Annotated in this window: 15 protein-coding genes; 6 read left to right on the forward strand and 9 right to left on the reverse strand. The window is 74.0% G+C overall.

The features are described from left to right. Window positions 1–37 precede the first annotated feature (37 nt). Together ACFYL4_RS04055 and ACFYL4_RS04060 are read left to right on the forward strand one after the other, a co-directional pair. On the forward strand, window positions 38–1,033 hold the full coding sequence (locus tag ACFYL4_RS04055; RefSeq protein WP_357768737.1) for a stage II sporulation protein M: 996 nt from the start codon (window positions 38–40) through the stop codon (window positions 1,031–1,033). A 50-nt stretch (window positions 1,034–1,083) separates the two neighbouring features. Beyond that, window positions 1,084–1,347, forward strand: coding sequence for a DUF397 domain-containing protein (locus ACFYL4_RS04060; RefSeq protein ID WP_387516257.1), 264 nt, complete (start codon window positions 1,084–1,086; stop codon window positions 1,345–1,347). Window positions 1,348–1,351: 4 nt separating this feature from the next. Here ACFYL4_RS04060 and ACFYL4_RS04065 read toward each other — a convergent pair whose 3' ends face one another. The 4 genes from ACFYL4_RS04065 to ACFYL4_RS04080 form a co-directional block, all read right to left on the reverse strand. Then, on the reverse strand, window positions 1,352–3,358 hold the full coding sequence (locus ACFYL4_RS04065; protein ID WP_387516260.1) for a tetratricopeptide repeat protein: 2,007 nt from the start codon (window positions 3,356–3,358) through the stop codon (window positions 1,352–1,354). A gap of 58 nt (window positions 3,359–3,416) precedes the next feature. Continuing rightward, the gene (locus tag ACFYL4_RS04070; protein ID WP_357768743.1) at window positions 3,417–4,076 is read right to left on the reverse strand and encodes a bifunctional 4-hydroxy-2-oxoglutarate aldolase/2-dehydro-3-deoxy-phosphogluconate aldolase; all 660 of its coding nucleotides are present in this window, start codon (window positions 4,074–4,076) and stop codon (window positions 3,417–3,419) included. Then, window positions 4,073–4,819: an IclR family transcriptional regulator gene (locus ACFYL4_RS04075; protein WP_357768745.1), complete on the reverse strand. Its 747-nt coding sequence runs from the start codon at window positions 4,817–4,819 to the stop codon at window positions 4,073–4,075. Before ACFYL4_RS04075 ends, ACFYL4_RS04070 begins: the two co-directional genes overlap by 4 nt. Before the next feature lie 82 nt (window positions 4,820–4,901). Further along, the gene (locus tag ACFYL4_RS04080) at window positions 4,902–5,789 is read right to left on the reverse strand and encodes a sugar kinase (protein ID WP_387516613.1); all 888 of its coding nucleotides are present in this window, start codon (window positions 5,787–5,789) and stop codon (window positions 4,902–4,904) included. 223 nt (window positions 5,790–6,012) lie between these two features. Between ACFYL4_RS04080 and ACFYL4_RS04085 the strand changes: the two genes are divergently transcribed. From ACFYL4_RS04085 to ACFYL4_RS04100, 4 genes are all read left to right on the forward strand, one after another. Continuing rightward, window positions 6,013–7,311, forward strand: a complete 1,299-nt coding sequence (locus tag ACFYL4_RS04085; RefSeq protein WP_387516615.1) for an amidohydrolase family protein — start codon at window positions 6,013–6,015, stop codon at window positions 7,309–7,311. After that, a complete protein-coding gene (locus tag ACFYL4_RS04090; protein ID WP_387516263.1) occupies window positions 7,308–8,699 on the forward strand; it encodes an alanine racemase in 1,392 nt (463 codons plus the stop codon). The genes ACFYL4_RS04085 and ACFYL4_RS04090 overlap by 4 nt, the downstream gene beginning before the upstream one ends. A gap of 44 nt (window positions 8,700–8,743) precedes the next feature. Then, complete coding sequence (locus ACFYL4_RS04095; protein ID WP_357768749.1) at window positions 8,744–9,139, forward strand: RidA family protein; 396 nt, start codon at window positions 8,744–8,746, stop codon at window positions 9,137–9,139. A 220-nt stretch (window positions 9,140–9,359) separates the two neighbouring features. Next, a complete protein-coding gene (locus ACFYL4_RS04100; RefSeq protein ID WP_357768771.1) occupies window positions 9,360–10,865 on the forward strand; it encodes a sodium:solute symporter family protein in 1,506 nt (501 codons plus the stop codon). Window positions 10,866–11,024: 159 nt separating this feature from the next. On the opposite strand, the gene ACFYL4_RS04105 is transcribed toward ACFYL4_RS04100, so the two are convergent. The 5 genes from ACFYL4_RS04105 to ACFYL4_RS04125 all read right to left on the reverse strand — a co-directional run bounded on the left by ACFYL4_RS04105 (window position 11,025) and on the right by ACFYL4_RS04125 (window position 16,596). Then, window positions 11,025–12,323 (reverse strand): DUF58 domain-containing protein, encoded by a 1,299-nt coding sequence (locus ACFYL4_RS04105; RefSeq protein ID WP_357768751.1) that lies wholly within the window; start codon window positions 12,321–12,323, stop codon window positions 11,025–11,027. Continuing rightward, the gene (locus ACFYL4_RS04110) at window positions 12,323–13,306 is read right to left on the reverse strand and encodes a MoxR family ATPase (protein ID WP_357768753.1); all 984 of its coding nucleotides are present in this window, start codon (window positions 13,304–13,306) and stop codon (window positions 12,323–12,325) included. The genes ACFYL4_RS04105 and ACFYL4_RS04110 overlap by 1 nt, the downstream gene beginning before the upstream one ends. Before the next feature lie 64 nt (window positions 13,307–13,370). Then, window positions 13,371–14,540: a DUF4350 domain-containing protein gene (locus ACFYL4_RS04115; RefSeq protein ID WP_357768755.1), complete on the reverse strand. Its 1,170-nt coding sequence runs from the start codon at window positions 14,538–14,540 to the stop codon at window positions 13,371–13,373. After that, complete coding sequence (locus ACFYL4_RS04120; protein WP_387516266.1) at window positions 14,537–15,172, reverse strand: DUF4129 domain-containing protein; 636 nt, start codon at window positions 15,170–15,172, stop codon at window positions 14,537–14,539. The genes ACFYL4_RS04115 and ACFYL4_RS04120 overlap by 4 nt, the downstream gene beginning before the upstream one ends. Then, on the reverse strand, window positions 15,169–16,596 hold the full coding sequence (locus tag ACFYL4_RS04125) for a glycerophosphoryl diester phosphodiesterase membrane domain-containing protein (protein WP_387516268.1): 1,428 nt from the start codon (window positions 16,594–16,596) through the stop codon (window positions 15,169–15,171). Before ACFYL4_RS04125 ends, ACFYL4_RS04120 begins: the two co-directional genes overlap by 4 nt. Window positions 16,597–16,773 lie beyond the last annotated feature (177 nt).

Genomic DNA, 16,773 nt, shown 5'->3' on the forward strand with positions numbered 1-16,773 from the left:
CGCGGCGGCCGGGACCGTATCCAGTAGTGTCCCTTACGTGGATATCGACGTTTTCGCCGCCGCGCACGCCCGCGAGTGGGAGCGGCTCGACGCCCTGGTGCGTCGGCGCCGTTCGCTCACGGGCGAGGAGGTCGACGAGCTCGTCGACCTCTACCAGAGGGTGTCGACCCACCTGTCGGTGGTGCGCTCCTCGGGCCAGGACCCCGAGCTGGCCGGGCGGCTCACCTCCCAGGTGGCCCGCGCCCGGTCGGCGGTCACCGGCTCGCACGCCTCCACCTGGACGGACGTCGCCGGATTCTTCACCCGGGTGTTCCCGGCCGTGCTCTACCGGCTGCGCTGGTGGTGGATCGGCGTGACCGCCGGGACCCTCGCCGTGGCCACCGCGGCCGGGGCGTGGGTCGCCAACGACCCGACGGTGCTCGCCGCGCTGGGCACACCGGAGTCCATCGCCCGGTACGTCGAGTACGACTTCGCGAACTACTACGTGGAGAATCCGGCCGGTTCCTTCGCCGCCCAGGTGTGGACCAACAACGCCTGGGTGGCAGCGCAGGCGATCATCTACGGGGTCGCCTTCGGGCTGCCCACCCTCGCCGTGCTGTTCGTCAACGCCCTCAACCTGGGCATGGCCGGGGGGATGATGTTCGCGATGGGGCGGGGCGACGTCTTCTTCGCGCTGATCCTCCCGCACGGCCTGCTGGAGATGACCGCCGTGTTCGTGGCCGGGGGAGTGGGCCTCAAGCTCGGGTGGACGCTCGTCGCCCCGGGGGAGCGGACCCGTCTGCGGGCCCTCGGCGAGGAGGCCCGGGCGGCCATCGCGGTGGTCCTGGGTCTGGCGGTGGTGCTGTTCGTCTCGGGCCTGATCGAGGGCCTGGTCACCGGGTGGGTCACCAACACCTGGGCGGCCATCGGCATCGGCGTGGTGGCCGAGGTGCTGTTCTTCGTCTACGTGTTCACCGTGGGCAAGAAGGCGTGTCAGGAGGGCGAGACCGGCGACATCGAGAACGCCCCCGCCGCCGTGCCCGTGGCGGGGTGAACGGGTCGAAGGGCCTGTGATTCCGGGCCCTCGGTGGCACCATCTGTTGTATGGACGAGTCCCTGCGATGGTTCAAGAGCAGTCACAGTAACATGGCGAACCACTGCGTGGAGGTCGGGTACCGGGGAACCGGCCCGGAGGAGTGGATCAAGAGCAGCCACAGCAGTATGGAGAACGCGCACTGCGTCGAGGTGGCGCTCCGGGAGCACGCCTCGGTGCTGGTCCGGGACACCGGGAACCGTGACGCCGCCGTAGTGGGGCTGGGGGCCCGGGAGTGGTCGGCGCTGGTCGCCGCCGTCGCGTCCTGTCGCTGACGGGTCAGCCGCTCCCGAGGGACCGGATCGCCCTCTCCCGCCACTCCCGCGCCTGGTCCGTCAGGGCGTGGTCTCCGCCGAGGGCCTCCTCACGCCACTCCACGACCCGGCCGAACGCCTCGGCCGCGGCCCGGTGGTCTCCCCGCTCGAAGGCGACCCTGGCCAGGCCGAAGTGGGCGTCGATCGTGGTCGGGTGCATCTCCCCGAGAGCCGTGGCGCGGAACCGCGCGACCCTGCGGAACCCCTCCTCCGCGCCGTCGTGGTCACCTCGGTACAGGAGGACGAAGGAGAGGTTCTCCAGCGTGCTCAGCGCGACCTGGTCGTCCTCCTGGGAATGGTCCGCGTACGTCCGCCAGAGCGCCCGGAACCCCTCCTCCGCAGTGTCCAGGTCGCCACGGAGCGCGGCCATGAGGGTGACCTGGTGGCGGGTGCTCAGCGTGTCCGGGTGCAGCGGGCCCAGCACCCGTTCGCGCGCGTCGAACACGGCGAGGTAGATGTCCTCCGCCTCCTCGATCCGGTCGCGGGCGCGTAGGGCGTCGGCCAGCGCGTGCCGTGCGCGCAGGGTCTCCACGTGCTCATCACCCAGGTCGGCGCGACTCCGGTCGACGATGTCCCGCAGGCCCAGCTCCGCCCTCTCCTCGAACCCGAGGAGCATGACGGCCCGGTGGAACCGGATGTGCGCCCGAACGGTGTCCGGGTGGGCGTGGCCGTGGAGCCGCAGCAGAACGACGTGCAGGGCCGAGTACGCCCCCATCTCCAGGGCGAGATCGTGGTCGGCCCGCCACTCCAGGAGCCGCCGTGCCGTCTCCAGCAGTGGCTCGGAGTCGGGCCCCAGGTGCGCCCGTAGGGTCTCGGACACCAGCGGGTGCAGCCGCAGGGAGACCGTGCCCGTGACCTGACGGGAGGTGGTGACCAACCCGTGCACGACCAGAGCGTTGATCGCCCGGGCCAACCCCGCCTCGTCGAGGGAGGCCATGGGACCCTCGGCCAACTCGCTCAGCGGGAGCCTGCGCAGGGGGACGGCATGGGAGTCGGCTCCGAGGACCGCCAGGACCCGCAGCAGGGGGATCGCCTGCGGGTTCCGCTCGCCCACCACGCGCAGGGACAGCTCCCACACCCCGGAGAGCAGGCGGCGCTCGTCGTCCTCACCGGCCGCCGCCGGGGCGGAGAGCGCGTCGAGTCGGGTGAGGTCCTGGTCGAGGTGGCCCAGCAGCGCGTCCGCGTCGGGGAAGAGGACACCGTGGGTGGCCAGGATGCGACCGGCGAGTGCCAGGGCCAGGGGGACGCCGCCCAGCCGCGCGGCGAGTCGTTCGGCGCCCGGTGACCGCTGCCCACCCGCGTGGTCGGTGAGGGCCGTCGCCGCGTCCGCGTCCCCAAGGGAGTCCACGTGGTGCACGGTCGCGGGCGCCCACAGCGCGGGGTCGTCGACACGGCTGGTGACCAGGACGAACCCGCCCGGGCTGGAGCGCAACCAGCCGCGCTGCTCTCCGGGCCGGTTCTCCGGGTCCAGCAGCTCGGGCCGGTCGGCGTTGTCGATCACCAGCAGCCAGGGCCGGGGGGCGGAGTCCAGGTGCCGCCAGACCCAGCGGGCGGCCTGGCGAGGTGCCGCCCGGAAGCTGTCGGCCTCCTCCCGGGCGCCGCCCAGTTCGACGGCGACCTCCAGCATGCTCGGCAGGATCGTGTCGGGGCGCACCCAGAACACCGTCCAGCCCTCCGCTCGGGCGTGCTCGGCGAGGGCGGCCGCGATGGTGGTCTTGCCGAACCCGCCGGGCCCGGTGAGCACGTGCGGCACCGGTTCGCCGTCACGCATGGCCCGGCGCAGCGTCGTCAGCAGGTCGTCGCGTCCGCGCGTGGCCGTGGCGGGACGCGGTGGATCGAGGGAGACGTCGGGTACCGGACCGGCAGCCGGGGCCGTGTGCACGGTCACGCCGCCGTGGATGTCGCGGGCCTGGACCAGGTGTCCGTACACGGGTCCGTCGGCGCGGTTACGGGCTTCGGGGGGAGGAGCCATGGGTCACATGATGCCCGACGCGGGACGTCCGACGCGGGGGGCCCTCCGTGTGCGGCGCTCAGAGCGCCCGGACCAGCGCGGACAGCCCGCCGCCCTCGGTCGCGGAGCGGCCCACGCCCAGGCCGACCGCGCCCGCGCGCAGGAACGCGGCGGCGTTCGCGGCGGTGACCCCGCCCGTGGCCACCACCCGTACCTCGGGGAACGGCCCGGCGACGGCGGACACCCAGGACGGTCCCAGCGCGCTCGCGGGGAACGCCTTCACCCGGGTGAGGCCCATCCGCAGCGCCTGCCCGACCTCGGTGGGCGTGGACACCCCGGGCAGGAACGGTACGCCGAGGCGGTCGGCCTCGGCGACGGTGTCCGGGTCGAGCCCGGGGGCCACGCCGAACCGTGCTCCGGCGTCCACCGCGCGGCGCAGCCGCTCCGGGGTGGTCACCGTCCCGGCTCCCACGGGCAGACGTCCCCCGGCGGCCCGGACGACGGCCTCCAGGGCGGGGGGTCCGGCCGCCGACTCCTGGGTGACCTCCACCAGGCCTACTCCGGCCGCCCAGGCGGTCCGGGCGGCGGCCACCGCCTCGTCGGGGGCCAGGCCCCGAAGGATGAGGACGAGGGGGACGGCGGCCAGGCCGCGGTCGAAGAAGTCGGCCCAGGTCGGGACCGGTCCCGAGGGGACCCCGCCGGACCGCCCGGCGGTGTCGTCGGTACACGTGGTGCTCATCGTCGGCTCCATCCCAGCTCCTCGCTGACGGCGTACGCGGTGGTGGTGAGGTCCTCGGTCATCGCGAGCAGCCCGGGCCGGTCCAGGACCATGCTCGGCGCGGAGACGGAGATCGCGGCGGCCACGCGCCCGGCCGCGTCGTACACGGGCGCGGCCACGCAGTGGATGAACTCCTCGTGCTCGAAGTCGTCCAGGGCCCACCCCTGGCGCGCGGTGCGGTCGAGCACCTCGTCCAGGGACGCGCGGTCGGTGAGCGTGTTCGGGGTGAACCGGGGGTAGGGGTCCGGTCCGAGCAGCGCGTCCCGCTCCGCGGCGGACATCGACGCGAGGAGCACCTTGCCGATCCCGGTGGCGTGCAGCGGGGCCAGCGCCCCGATGTGGGAGTACATGCGCACGGCCTGCCGCGACTCCACCTTGTCCAGGTACATCACCCTGTCGCCTTCCAGCACGCCCAGGTGGACGGTCTGCCCGCAGGCGTCGCCCAGCGCGGCCAGGTGGCGCGCGGCGCTCGCCCGGACGTCCAGCCCCTCCAAGGCGGCGGCGGCGAGGGCGGCCAGCCGGGGGCCCAGCCGGTACGCGCCGTCCTCTTCGCGGCGCACGAAACGCTCCTCCTCCAGGGTGCGCAGCAGACGCAGGGTGGTGGCGCGGTGCACGTCGAGGCGGCGGCCGAGCTCACTGTTGGTGACGGGGCCCTCGGCCAGCTCCACGAGGACGCGCAGGGCGCGTTCGACACTGTTGGACACCGGTGGATCTCCCCTTGGTCGGCAGGGGCCGGGGCGGCCCCTGGTGTGTGCGGAGGTGGTTCCGGGCCGCGCTTTCGGCCCCTCACCGGGCGGCGGCGGACCCCTCCGGCCGGGGCGGGATGTCCCCGGGGAGCCCGAGCACCACCCCGGCCAGTCTGGCGCCTTCGGAGAGACAGTCGGGCAGGGGCGCGTCGTCCAGCAGGCGGTGCAGGAACCCGGCGGCGAAGGCGTCCCCGGCTCCGACGGGTTCGACCACCTCCACCGGGGGCGCGGGTTCGAACCAGCTGTGCCCGTCGCGCACGGCGGTGGCTCCCTCGGCGCCCTGCTTGACCACGAGGAGGCCGGGGGAGGGGGCGCGGCCGGTCAGGTGCGCCACCAGGTCGGGCAGGGTCCGCACGCCCCACAGCGCCCGCGCCTCGTCGAGACCGCAGAACACGACGTCGGCGCCGCGGGCCAGGTCGAGCAGGAGCCCGGCGTTGGCGGGCCCGTGCAGCGCGGGACGGTAGTTCACGTCGAAGCAGCGCAGTGTGCCCGGGGGAGTGCGCTCGAACAGCTCCCCGACCAGACCTCGCGCCGTATCGGAGAGGGCGGCGGTGATGCCGGTGGTGTGCACCAGACGGGGGCGCCAGCGCCAGACCTCGGCGGCGTCCCCCGGGTGCAGGGCGGAGGCGGCCGAGCCGCGGCGCCAGTAGCGCACCCGGGTGCCTCCGGAGGAGGGTTCCTTCATGTACAGCCCGGTGGAGCGCTCGGTGTCCTCGCGGACCAGGCAGCGCACGCCGGTGTCGGTGAGGCGTTCGCGGACGTGGTGTCCGAACACGTCGTCGCCGAGGGCGCTGCGCCAGGCGACCCGCCGGCCTGCGCGGGCGAGGTGCACCGCCACGTTCGACTCCGCGCCGCCGATCTCGGTGTGGAACCGCGGGGCGGTGTGACCGGGCGCCTCCGGGACCAGGAGTGCCATCGTCTCGCCCACGCACACCGCGTCGAGAGCGGGTCGGGGGGTGTCGTCGGGGGAGTGCGCGGGGACCGGCGGTACGGGTGCCTCGTTCCGTCGCTGCGTGCTCACTCACGGCCTCCGGTTCGGTGGTGGCGGGCCTTCGGGGGTGTATTGACCCGCGTCACCGGCGAATGCTATTCAATATGTTGTTCATGGCGCAACAGTGTTGCGCTATACGCAACGAAAGGGGGTGGCTGGAATGTGGGACCTCCTGTTGCGCGGAGGCCGCGTCATCGACCCGGCCTCCGGACGCGACGCGATCGCCGACGTCGCCGTCCGGGCCGGAAGGATCGCCGAGGTCGCCGAGGACCTCCCGCCCGGCCGGGCCGCCCGGGTCGAGGACGTCCACGGCCGACTGGTGCTCCCCGGTCTCGTGGACGCGCACACCCACGTCCTGCACGGCGCCACCTACTGGGGCGTGGACCCCGAACCGATCGCCTGGCGCACCGGTGTCACGACCTGGATCGACGCGGGTTCCGCCGGAGCCTACGGGCTGGAGGGGCTGCGCCGCGCCGTGGCCGACCCCGCGCCGTTCCGCGTCCACGCGCTGGTCAACGTCTCCGGGATCGGGCTCGTCGGCCGCACGGGCGAACACCACGTCCTGGAGAACCTCGACGTCGACGCGGCGGTCTCCGAGGCCGCCCGGCATGGTGGCCTCGTGCGCGGGGTCAAGGCTCGTATGGACACCCACACCGTCGGCGCGCACGGCCTGGAACCCCTCCGCAGGGCGGTGACCCTGGCCCGCCGCCTGGAACTCCCGCTCATGGTGCACATCGGCTACGGCCCGCCCGACCTCGCCGACCTCGCGCCCCTGCTCACCGAAGGGGACGTCGTCACCCACTGCGCGACCGGGGTCGCCGCCGGGCTGGTCGTCAACGGCCGACCCTCCGACACCCTCCTGCGCCTGCGCGACGCGGGCGTGCTGTTCGACCTCGGCCACGGCTCCGGCGCCTTCGCCTTCGACGTGCTGGAAGCCGAGCTCTCCGCCGGACTGCTCCCCCTCCTCTCCACGGACCTGCACATCCGCTCCGTCTACGGTCCCGCGTTCGACCTGCCGACCGTCATGGGCAAGGCCCTCGCCGCGGGCATGGAACTGACCGACACCGTGGCCGCGGCCACCTGCCGCCCCGCGCGCGCCTTCGGTCTGGACGCCGGGACCCTGCGCCCGGGCGCGGCCGCCGACATCGCCGTCTTCGAGGCGGAGGAGGGGAGCTTCCCCGTCGTCGACGTGCACGGCGGCACCCGGGCGGCCCCGCTGCGCCTCACCAACACCGCCACCTACGCGGACGGCCGCCTGCTCACCCCGCGCGCCGCCGAGCCGCCGCCCGTGTGGGTGCCCCTGAGCGGGGCCCAGCGCGGGGCCGAGGAGGAGCGGCAGGCACGGGTGCGCTCGGCCGTGCGCCGCCTGGACCGACCCGAGGACTTCGACGAACCCTTCCCCCAACCGTCCCTCCGCGAACGGACCCGGGGCGCCGAACACGACGGGAGCGCACGTTGACCGAGACCACCCCGCCCACGGAACCGCGACCGGACACCCCGGGCGGCGTCACCGCCACCCCGGACTCCACCACCGGGGAGTGCCGGGGCACCGGGTCCTCCTCCGGGCCGCCCGCCGCCGGGCCGCTCCCGGCCGGCCCCCTGTCCGCCCTCGACTCCGACCCCGTCGAGGCCCGCTCCCTGCCCGACAGCCCCACCTCCGCCGACCGAGTCCGGGCCGCCGACCTGTGCCTGGGCGACCTCTGGCTGCCCGCCGTCACCCTGGACGAAGCGGCCCTGCGCCACAACCTCGACCGCTTCGCCCGATGGTGCTCCGAACGCGGGGTCGACCTCGCCCCGCACGCCAAGACCACGATGGCGCCCCGGCTCTGGTCGGAGCAGCTCGCACGCGGCGCGTGGGGCCTGACCGCCGCCACCGTCGCCCAGGCCCGGGTGATGCGCCGCTTCGGCGTCCCCCGGGTACTCATCGCCAACGAGGTCGTGGACCCCGACCAGCTCGCCTGGCTGTCCGGCGCCCTGGCCGACCCCGGGTTCACGCCGCTGTGCCTGGTGGACTCCGTCGAGGGCGTCGACGCCATGGACCGTGCCCTGATCGGGGCGGCGCGCCCGCTGCCGGTTCTGGTGGAACTGGGCGTGACCGGACGCCGCACCGGCGTCCGCGACCTCGACCAGGCCCTGGACCTGGCCCGCGTCGTGGCCTCCCGCCCCACCCTCGCCCTCGTCGGCGTGGAGGCCTTCGAGGGGGTGTTCCCGCAGCGCCGCGACGACGACTCCCCGGAACGCGTCCGCGCCTGGCTGGACCGCCTGTACGACTTCGCCCGGCGGGCCGACTCCGAGGGACTGTTCGACGGCGCCGCCGAGGTGATCGTCACCGCGGGCGGCAGCAGCTACCCCGACCTGGTCTCCGACGCCCTCGCCGCGCCCCCGGAGCTGTCGCTCCCGGTCCGCCGGATCGTGCGGTCGGGATGCTACGTGACCCACGACGACCTGTTCATGGAACGGGCGTCGCCGTTGCGCTCCGCCGCCGACGACGACCCCCTGCGCCCCGCCCTGAGCTGCCACGCGCGGGTGCTGTCCCGGCCCGAACCGGGACGCGCCCTGCTCGGGGTCGGTAAGCGCGACGTGTCGTTCGACGTCGACCTGCCCGTCCCCCGCGCGGTGCTGCGCGACGGTGAACGGGTACCCCTCACCGGAGGCGTGCGCGTGGTCGAGCTCAACGACCACCACGCGTTCCTCGACCTCAGCGGCCCGGAGGGGGAGGCGCTGCGCGTCGGCGACGTCGTCGAACTCGGTCTCTCCCACGCCTGCACGGTGTTCGACAAGTGGCCGCTGATCCCCGTCGTCGACGGGGGCGGGCGGGTCGTCGACGCCGTCCGCACCCTGTTCTGATCCGCTCCGCACGTGACCGGAACCACCCCAACCCAGGAGGAAACATGGCCGAGAACAAGGCCGAGAAGAGAATCGTCAACACCCCGGACGCCGCCCCGCCCGGCGGCCCCTACTCCCACGCCGTCGTGGCCGGGGACTTCGTCTACCTGGCCGGAGCCACGCCGCACCGCACCGACGGCACGGTGATCGAGGGCACGTTCCTGGAGCAGGCGAAGGCCACCTTCGACAACCTGTCCACGGTGGCTGCGGCCGCCGGGGCGAGCCTGACCGACGCGGTCCAGGCCCGGGTGTACCTGCGCGACCTCGACGACTTCCAGGCGATGAACGGGGTGTTCGCGGAGTACTTCGGGGACCGGGCGCCGGTGCGCACCACCATCCAGGCGGACCTGCCCGGCTTCGACATCGAGGTCGACGCGGTCCTCTACCACCCGGGGCTCTGACCAGCGCTCTCTCCGCCCGCGCGGTCCGGCCCGGTTCCGGGCCGCGCGGCCCCCTCGTTCCACCCGCACCCCTCACCGGGTCCCGCCCCCGGCTCCTCCCGGACCCCCACCCGCACATCCCCCCATCCCCACCCCCTGACCCCCCGTCACCCTCCGGAGGTTCGTCGTGAACCCTTCCCACGCCGTCTACCTGTCGGCCCTGCTCGCGTCCGTGCTGCTGATGATCGCCGTCAGCTGGTGGGTCGCCCGGCGCACGAAGAACGGCGAGGACTTCCTCCTCGCGGGTCGCGGTCTGGGCACCCCGCTGGTCATGGGTAGCACCCTGGCCACCCTCGTCGGCACCGGCTCCAGCCTGGGAGCCGTGGGCTTCGCCTACCAGAACGGGTGGGCCGGGACCCTGTACGGGGTCGGCGGCGCGGTGGGAGTCTTCCTCCTCCTGTGGCTGTTCTCCGACGTGCGGGAGAAGGGGTTCATGACCTTCCCCGAGGAGATGAGCTCCTACTTCGGTGCCAGCCGCGCGATCAAGGGGCTGGTGGCGGTCCTGCTCCTCCTCGCCTCGGTGGGATGGCTGGGCGCCCACATCATGGGCGGGGCCATGTACCTGTCCTTCCTCACCGACCTGGACCAGGGCACCGCCAAGGTGGTCATCGCCCTCGGCTTCGGCGTGTACACCGTGGTCGGCGGGTACCTCGCAGTGGTCGTCACCGACGCCATCCAGGGCACCATCCTCTTCCTCGGATTCACGGTCCTCGCCGTCCTGGCACTGGTGAGCGTCGGCGGTTTCGAGGGCCTGGGCGAGGGTTCCTCCGAGGAGGCGCTCTCGCTCTTCGGATACCAGGCCCTGGGTCCGCTGCCCGCGCTCTCGCTGGCCGTGGTCATCGCCGTGGGCGTGCTGGCCACCCCCTCGTACCGTCAGCGGATCTACGCCGCCGCCGACGTGCGGACCGTGCGCCGCAGCTTCGTCCTGGCCGGGCTGCTCTTCGCGGCCTTCTCGATCCTGCCCGCGATCGCCGGGATGTCGGCGCGCGGTCTCGACCCGAACCTCGCCAACCCGGACATGGCCTTCCCGTACCTGGTCACCACGCTGTTCCCGGTGTGGCTGGGCGCGTTCCTGCTCGTCGCCGGGCTGTCCGCCACCATGTCCTCGGGCGACTCCGACGCCATCGTCAGCGTCACGATCCTGGTGCGCGACATCTCCCAGCTGGTCACGGGCAGGCTGCCCGACCCCGAGCACGTGGTCCGGTACTCGCGCTGGGGACTGGTCGGGGTGATGGGCCTGGCCCTCGTGTTCGCGCTCATGGCCACGACCCTCATCGGCTACATCACGCTGATGATCTCCACCGTGCTCACCGGTCTGCTGGTGGCGTCGCTCCTGGGCCGGTTCTGGCCCCGTGCCACCTGGCAGGGCGGTGTCGCCGCGATGTTGGGCGGCTCGGCGGCTGCCCTGGTCGTCAACGGTGTCGCGTCGTTCGCCGCCTTCTGGGGCAACGCGGTGATCCCCTCGCTGGGCGCGGCCCTGGTGTCGGGGGTGCTGGTCAGCCTGGTCACCCCGCGCTCCACCGTCTCCCAGGAGGAGGCCGTGCGCAGGCTGGCCGAGGAGCGCGCGGTGCTCGAAGTGGGCACGCACCTGCGCGGCGGCGCCCCTGAGGGGGCCGAGGGGGAGCCCCGTGAGGGGATCGGCGAGGGCACGCCTGGGGAAGCCCGGGAGAATCCCCGCGAGGACTGACCCGGAACGCCGGGGGGCAGGGGTGCGTCGGCGTGGGGTGCGGGGCATGGAGGGCCTTCCGGTGCGTCGGTGCGGATCTCGCGATCCACACCGCTACCGGAGGCCCTCTGCGCTTGTCTCAGCCGGGGTTGGTGTTACCAACCTCCGTGGTCAGTCCACCTAGAGCCTGCCCTGGGCCTTCAGGTTGATGTAGGCGTCCGCCAGGGCCGGAGCGATCTGCTCGGGGCCCGCGTCCACCACCTCCGCGCCCATCCGGCGCAGCTCCCGGCTGATCCGCTGCCGCTCGCCCAGTGTCCGCTCGGCCGAGGCAGCCCGGTACAGGGCCTCCGGGGTTCCCCGGCCCGCCGCCATCTCCTCGACGGCCGGATCACGCACTCCCGCCACCAACAGCAGGTGGTGCGCGGACAGCAGCGGCAGCCTCGGCAGCAGCCCCTCCTCCAGGGAGGTGGCGTTGAGGTCGGTCAGCAGCACCACGAGCCTGCGCGCCCGCCCCTGGGCGAGTACCGCGCTCACCAGAGCGGCCGGGTCCGACTCCACCAGGCTGGACTCCAGCGGAGCCATCGCCTCCACGACCCGGTTGACCTGGCTGCCCCTGCCCGAGGCCCGTACCTGGGCGCGCACCGTCCGGTCGTGGGCCATGAAGTCCACCCGGTCGCCCGCCCTGCCCGCCAGCGCGGTCAGCAGCAGCGCGGCGTCCATCGCGTGGTCCAACCGCGGGGTGTCGCCGACGCGCCCGGCCGAGGTGCGACCGGTGTCCAGCACCACCAGGATGCGCCGGTCGCGTTCGGGACGCCAGGTCCGCACCACCACGCCGTCGTTGCGCGCGGTGGCGCGCCAGTCGATGGAGCGCACGTCGTCGCCGGGCACGTAGTCGCGCAGGGAGTCGAACTCGCTGCCCTGGCCGCGCACCATCGCGGTGTGCTGCCCCTCCAGCTCACGGAGCCGGGACAGCTTGCCCGGCAGGTGCCTGCGGCTGTGGAACGGCGGCAGGGTCCGCACCGACCACGGCGCGGGGAGCGTGGCCTGGCGCCCGGCCAGCCCGAGCGGGCCCACGGCACGCACCGTCACACCGGCCGCGCGGGCGTCGCCGCGCCGTGTGGGGGTCAGCGAGGTCCGGACGCGTCGGCGCTCCCCGGGGCCCACCAGCAGCGGTTGTGACTTCGGAGACGCGTGCGCGCTCGGCGGCCAGGCGTCGCGGACCCGGCCGCGCAGACGGCGCCGGGACGGGTTGGCCACCGTCACGATCACCTCGGCCGTCTCGCCCAGGCGCAGTGTGGTCTCGCCCTCCCGGGCCAACCGCAGGCGCTTCGGGGCGGGCGCCAACAGCGCGTCGAGCACGACCAGCGCCACCACCAGGCCCACCGAGACGTAGGTGACGATCCCGCCGATGCCGCCGGAGACCGCCACCGCCGCGGCCGCGACGAGCGCCAGGAGGGCGGCCCGGCCGGTGACCACCATCAGCGCGGCACCGGAACGGAGGCCAGCACGCCGTCGAGGACGCCGTCGGCGGTCGCCCCCTCCAGTTCGGCCTCCGGACGCAGCCCGATCCGGTGCCGCAGCGTGCCCTTCGCCAGCGCCTTGACGTCGTCCGGGGTCACGTAGTCGCGCCCCGAGAGCCAGGCCCACGCGCGGCTGGTGCGCAACAGCGCGGTGGCGCCACGGGGCGAGGCGCCCAGCTGGAGGGAGGCCGAGTAGCGGGTGGCCCGGCACAGGTCGACGATGTAGCCGAGGACCTCGGGCGCGATCCGCACCCGGGCCACCGAGGCGCGGGCGGCGTGCAGCTCGGCCGCACCGGCCACGGGCTCCACTCCGGCGGCGACCAGGTCGCTCGGGTCGAACCCGGCGGCGTGGCGGCCCAGCATGGCCACCTCGGCGTTGCGTTCGGGCAGCGGCACCGTCACCTTGAGCAGGAACCGGTCCAGCTGGGCCTCGGGCAGCGGGTAGGTGCCCTCGTACTCGACGGGGTTCTGGGTGGCCGCCACCATGAACGGGTCCGGCAGCGCGACCGGACGGCCCTCCACGGTGACCTGCCGCTCCTCCATGGCCTCCAGGAGGGAGGCCTGGGTCTTCGGCGGGGTGCGGTTGATCTCGTCGGCCAGCAGCAGATTGGTGAAGACCGGGCCCTTCATGAACTCGAACTTCGCCGTGTGCTGGTCGTAGACGAGCGAACCCGTCACGTCTCCGGGCATCAGGTCCGGGGTGAACTGCACTCGCTTGTGGTCCAGTGACAGGGCCTGCGCGACGGTGCGCACCAGCAGTGTCTTGGCGACACCCGGCACGCCCTCCAACAGGACGTGGCCCCGGCACAGCAGGGCCACGACCAGGCCGGTCACCGTCTCGTCCTGGCCAACGACCGCCTTGGCCACCTCTCGGCGCAGGGCGGTCAGCGCCGCCCGGGCCTCGTCGGCGGAGGGCAGTGCCTCGGGTGTGAAGGCGCTCACGTGCCGTCTACCTCTCTCGATACCTCAGTGGTCAGTTCTCGTCCGTGCGGGGGTGGCGCCGGGCTCACCGCAGCTCCTCGGAGAGTCGGTCAAGTTCCGCGGCCAGACGCTGCATCGCCGCGTCGTCCGCCGTGTACGGGTCCGGTCGGGCCGGGTACAGCAGCTCACCGAGGACCCGCGGGTCCCGTCCGGTGCGCTCGGCCGTCGACGCCACGACCGCGTCCGGCGAGGCGTCCGGTTGAAGGCCCAGCCGGGGCACGGAGCGTTCCAGGAAGCCCGCGCGCAGCGCCGCGACGGCGCGGTCGCGCGCCTTGCGGGACTGGTACAGCCCGGCCCGGCCCTCGGTGGTCTCGGACGCCCGGACCACCACCGGGAGCGACTCCGGCACCAGCGCGCCCATCCGGCGCCCGCGCCAGAACGCGAACAGCAGCAGGGCCAGCGTCAGGGGGACCAACGACCAGCGCAGGCCCGGCGGGACCAGTTCCCACAGGGTGGCGCTGCCGACCTCGGTGGGCGGGTCGGGCCGCAGCCAGACCACGTGCTCGGCGTCGATCAGGTTGAGCGCCAGCGCCGCGTTGCCCGACACGGCCAGGCCGCGGTTGGTGAGCGGATAGCCGGTGCCCAGCACCGTCGTCGTGGCACCGCTGTCCGTGGCCACCTGGAGTACCGCGAACCCGTCCCCGGACGGATAGCAACCCAGGGCCTCCACCCCCGGTTCGGCCGCGTAGAGCTCACCGGCCACCCGGGCGTTCCCCGCGAGCGTCGCGTCGGGCAGCGGGCAGTCGGGTGCGGCCGCCTGGTCGCCGTGGTCGCGGCCGACCACGTCCGAGCCGGGGGCGAAGGCGTGCAGCGAACGCAGCGAGGGCTGCACCAGGAAGGTGTCGGTGCCCAGGGCGGCGAGCGCGTCCAGCTCCTCGGGGAGCAGCCGGTGGTCGAGGGACAACATCAGGATCGTGTCGTCGCCGGACCGCTCCACGGCCCGGGCGGCCGCCTCGGAGGTTCGGGTGACGGTGACGTCGGAGTCCTCGTCGAGCAGCCGCGCCAGCGCGCGCGAACCCTGGGGTTCGGGACTGCCGGGCTCCAGGTAGCCGGAGGGGAACTGCTCCTCGCCCAGCGACAGCAGGACCGCCACCACGACCAGCGCGGTGACGACGGCCAGCGGGACGCGTCCGGCGCGCCACACGCGCCCGGCCGTGGCCCGCAGGGGCGACCGCCCCGTCGCGGTGGTCGTCATGGGGACACCTCGTCGTCGAGTACGGGTCGGGCCGCGCCCAGGCGCAGGTCGAGTTCGCGCATGGTGCGGGCGGAGTCCGCGGTGGCGGCGCGGTCGCCGTAGACCACGTCGTTGAACAGACGCGCCCCGGCGTCGAGCGGCTCCGCCTCACCGGGCAGTGACCGGGCGGCCTCGACGGCCAGCTCGGTGGCGGTCCGTCCGGGCCGGGCACCGACGATCGCCCGGTCCTCCAGGTCCACGCTGATCGCTCGCAGACGCTCGGTGACCGCCTCCGCGAAGTCGCCCCGGGCCTCGGCTTGTTCGGACAGTGCTCGGTGGTCGGCGGCGGTGCGCACCGTGCCCTCGTGCAGGGGCGGTTCGGACCGGCGGTTGCGTGAGGGGCGCAGGTAGACGATCAGCGCGACCACCAGCACCGCGAGCACCAGCAGCACCAGGGCGAGAATCCACCCGCCCGGGACGACTCCCTCGCCCGCCCGGGCCAGGGAGTCGAGGAACTCGCCCAGCCAGTTGAGGAACCGGTCCAGGAGGGAGGGCTCGTTGCTGCCGTAGACGGGGTCGGACAGCTCGTCCAGCGCGCGCTGCCGACCCTCCTCCCCGGTCACGTCTAGGGGCGCGGTGAGAGGCGCCCTCACGCGCGGTACCCCGGCAGGAAGACCTCCGACCCCACCGGCTGACCCCGCTGGGCGATCCCGTTGAGCTGGAGGTCCAGGCCCTCGCCGCGCATCCGCAGGTCGACGCACAGCAGGGTGTTCACCCCGGCGAGGAAGGGCAGTGTGAGGGCGTAGATCAGTACCGTGACCACGTAGTTCACGACACCGGCCAGGACCGGGCCGAAGGTGTCGATCTCGAACAGCAGGGCGATGGCGAACCCGAGCGGCATGGTCAGGATGAGGTTCACCACCACCACGACGGCCCCGCTGAGCAGCCAGTAGCCGAAGGTGCGCCACCAGGCGCCCTGGGAGAGCCGCCACGAGCGGGCCATGGCCTGGCCCGCGCCCAGCCGCTCCAGCACGATCAGGGGCATGGCGTAGTAGAGCCGGACCCAGATCCACGCGGCCGGGGCGCAGATCACCGCGAGGGCCAGGAGCGAGATGAGGACCGCGATGATGACGCCCGCGGTGGGGTCGGCCATGCCGAAGCCGATGATGAGCCCGACGAACAGGGCCACCATCAGGGCGACGAACACGACGACCCAGATGACGATCTGGATGCCCAGGCGGATGAACGCCAGGGCGATGACGGAGCCGACCCGGCCGCGTACGACGGCCCGGGCCTGCTCCACGGTGAGGCGGCGGCCGAGCACCGCCATGCCGACGACACCGGAGAGCATGCCGGTGAGGACGGCCATGCCCACCAGGTTGATCAGGCTGCCGGTGAACCCGAGCAGGGTGGCGATCGGCGACGACGCGTACATGGGGTCGTCGGGGTCGAAGGCCTCCGGGTCCGCCATGATCTGGTCGAACATGGAGAGCGTCGACAGGGAGTCGCTGGTGGACCAGGTCGCCGCGATGCTGCCCACGATCGAGGCGATCGCCATGACGATCAGGGACAGCAGGAAGGTGGTGCGGGGGTTCTGGCGGACGTAGCCGAACGCGCCGTTGAAGACGTCGCCGAGGGACATCGGGCGCAGAGCGACCACGCCGGGACGGACGGGTTCGGGAGACAGACCGTCGGACTCCGGCGTGTGGGGCGCGGGACCGAAGCGGCCGCCGGGGCTGCCAGGGCCAGGCGGGGGAGCGTACCCGGGGGGTCCGTAGCCGGGACCCTGCGCGTACCCGTGCGCGTACCCGGGGGGAGGGCCGTATCCGGGCGGAGTGCCGTGGCCCGGGGCGGCGCCGTATCCGGGCGGGGGCGTACGGCCGTAGGGGTCCCCCTGGCCGGGGGGCGGCGCGTACCCCGGGTGGGTTCCGGACCCGGGGGCGGGGCCGTGTCCGGGCGACGGGCCGTAGCCGGGAGGAGGCGCGTACCCGTGCGCGTACCCGGGGGGAGTCCCGTGTTCGCCGGGGGCTCCCTGGCCGCCGGAGGCGCCCGCGCCGGGCGGCGCGAAGCCGGGCATCGCCCCACCGGGCGGCGGAGGCGTCGGGTGCCCGGGTGCGGAGCGGTCGGGTGCCGGCCCGCCTCCGCCCGGCGCGTCGGCCGACCCCTGCCCGGGGGCGGCCCAACCGCCCGTGCCGGGAGCGTCTCCAGAGTCAGGCGACCCCGGTCCTCCGGAAACGTCGGGGTCGTCCCCCGG

Source organism: Nocardiopsis sp. NPDC006938 (assembly GCF_042869555.1).
GTDB lineage: Bacteria > Actinomycetota > Actinomycetes > Streptosporangiales > Streptosporangiaceae > Nocardiopsis.

Excerpts from the sequence above, each read along its gene's own strand:
- ACFYL4_RS04060 (WP_387516257.1), top strand. The coding sequence starts at position 1,084 with ATGGACGAGTCCCTGCGATGGTTCAAGAGCAGTCACAGTAACATGGCG.
- ACFYL4_RS04065 (WP_387516260.1), bottom strand. The coding sequence starts at position 3,358 with ATGGCTCCTCCCCCCGAAGCCCGTAACCGCGCCGACGGACCCGTGTAC.
- ACFYL4_RS04070 (WP_357768743.1), bottom strand. The coding sequence starts at position 4,076 with ATGAGCACCACGTGTACCGACGACACCGCCGGGCGGTCCGGCGGGGTC.
- ACFYL4_RS04085 (WP_387516615.1), top strand. The coding sequence starts at position 6,013 with ATGTGGGACCTCCTGTTGCGCGGAGGCCGCGTCATCGACCCGGCCTCC.
- ACFYL4_RS04095 (WP_357768749.1), top strand. The coding sequence starts at position 8,744 with ATGGCCGAGAACAAGGCCGAGAAGAGAATCGTCAACACCCCGGACGCC.
- ACFYL4_RS04100 (WP_357768771.1), top strand. The coding sequence starts at position 9,360 with ATGATCGCCGTCAGCTGGTGGGTCGCCCGGCGCACGAAGAACGGCGAG.
- ACFYL4_RS04105 (WP_357768751.1), bottom strand. The coding sequence starts at position 12,323 with ATGGTGGTCACCGGCCGGGCCGCCCTCCTGGCGCTCGTCGCGGCCGCG.
- ACFYL4_RS04115 (WP_357768755.1), bottom strand. The coding sequence starts at position 14,540 with ATGACGACCACCGCGACGGGGCGGTCGCCCCTGCGGGCCACGGCCGGG.
- ACFYL4_RS04125 (WP_387516268.1), bottom strand. The coding sequence starts at position 16,596 with ATGCCCGGCTTCGCGCCGCCCGGCGCGGGCGCCTCCGGCGGCCAGGGA.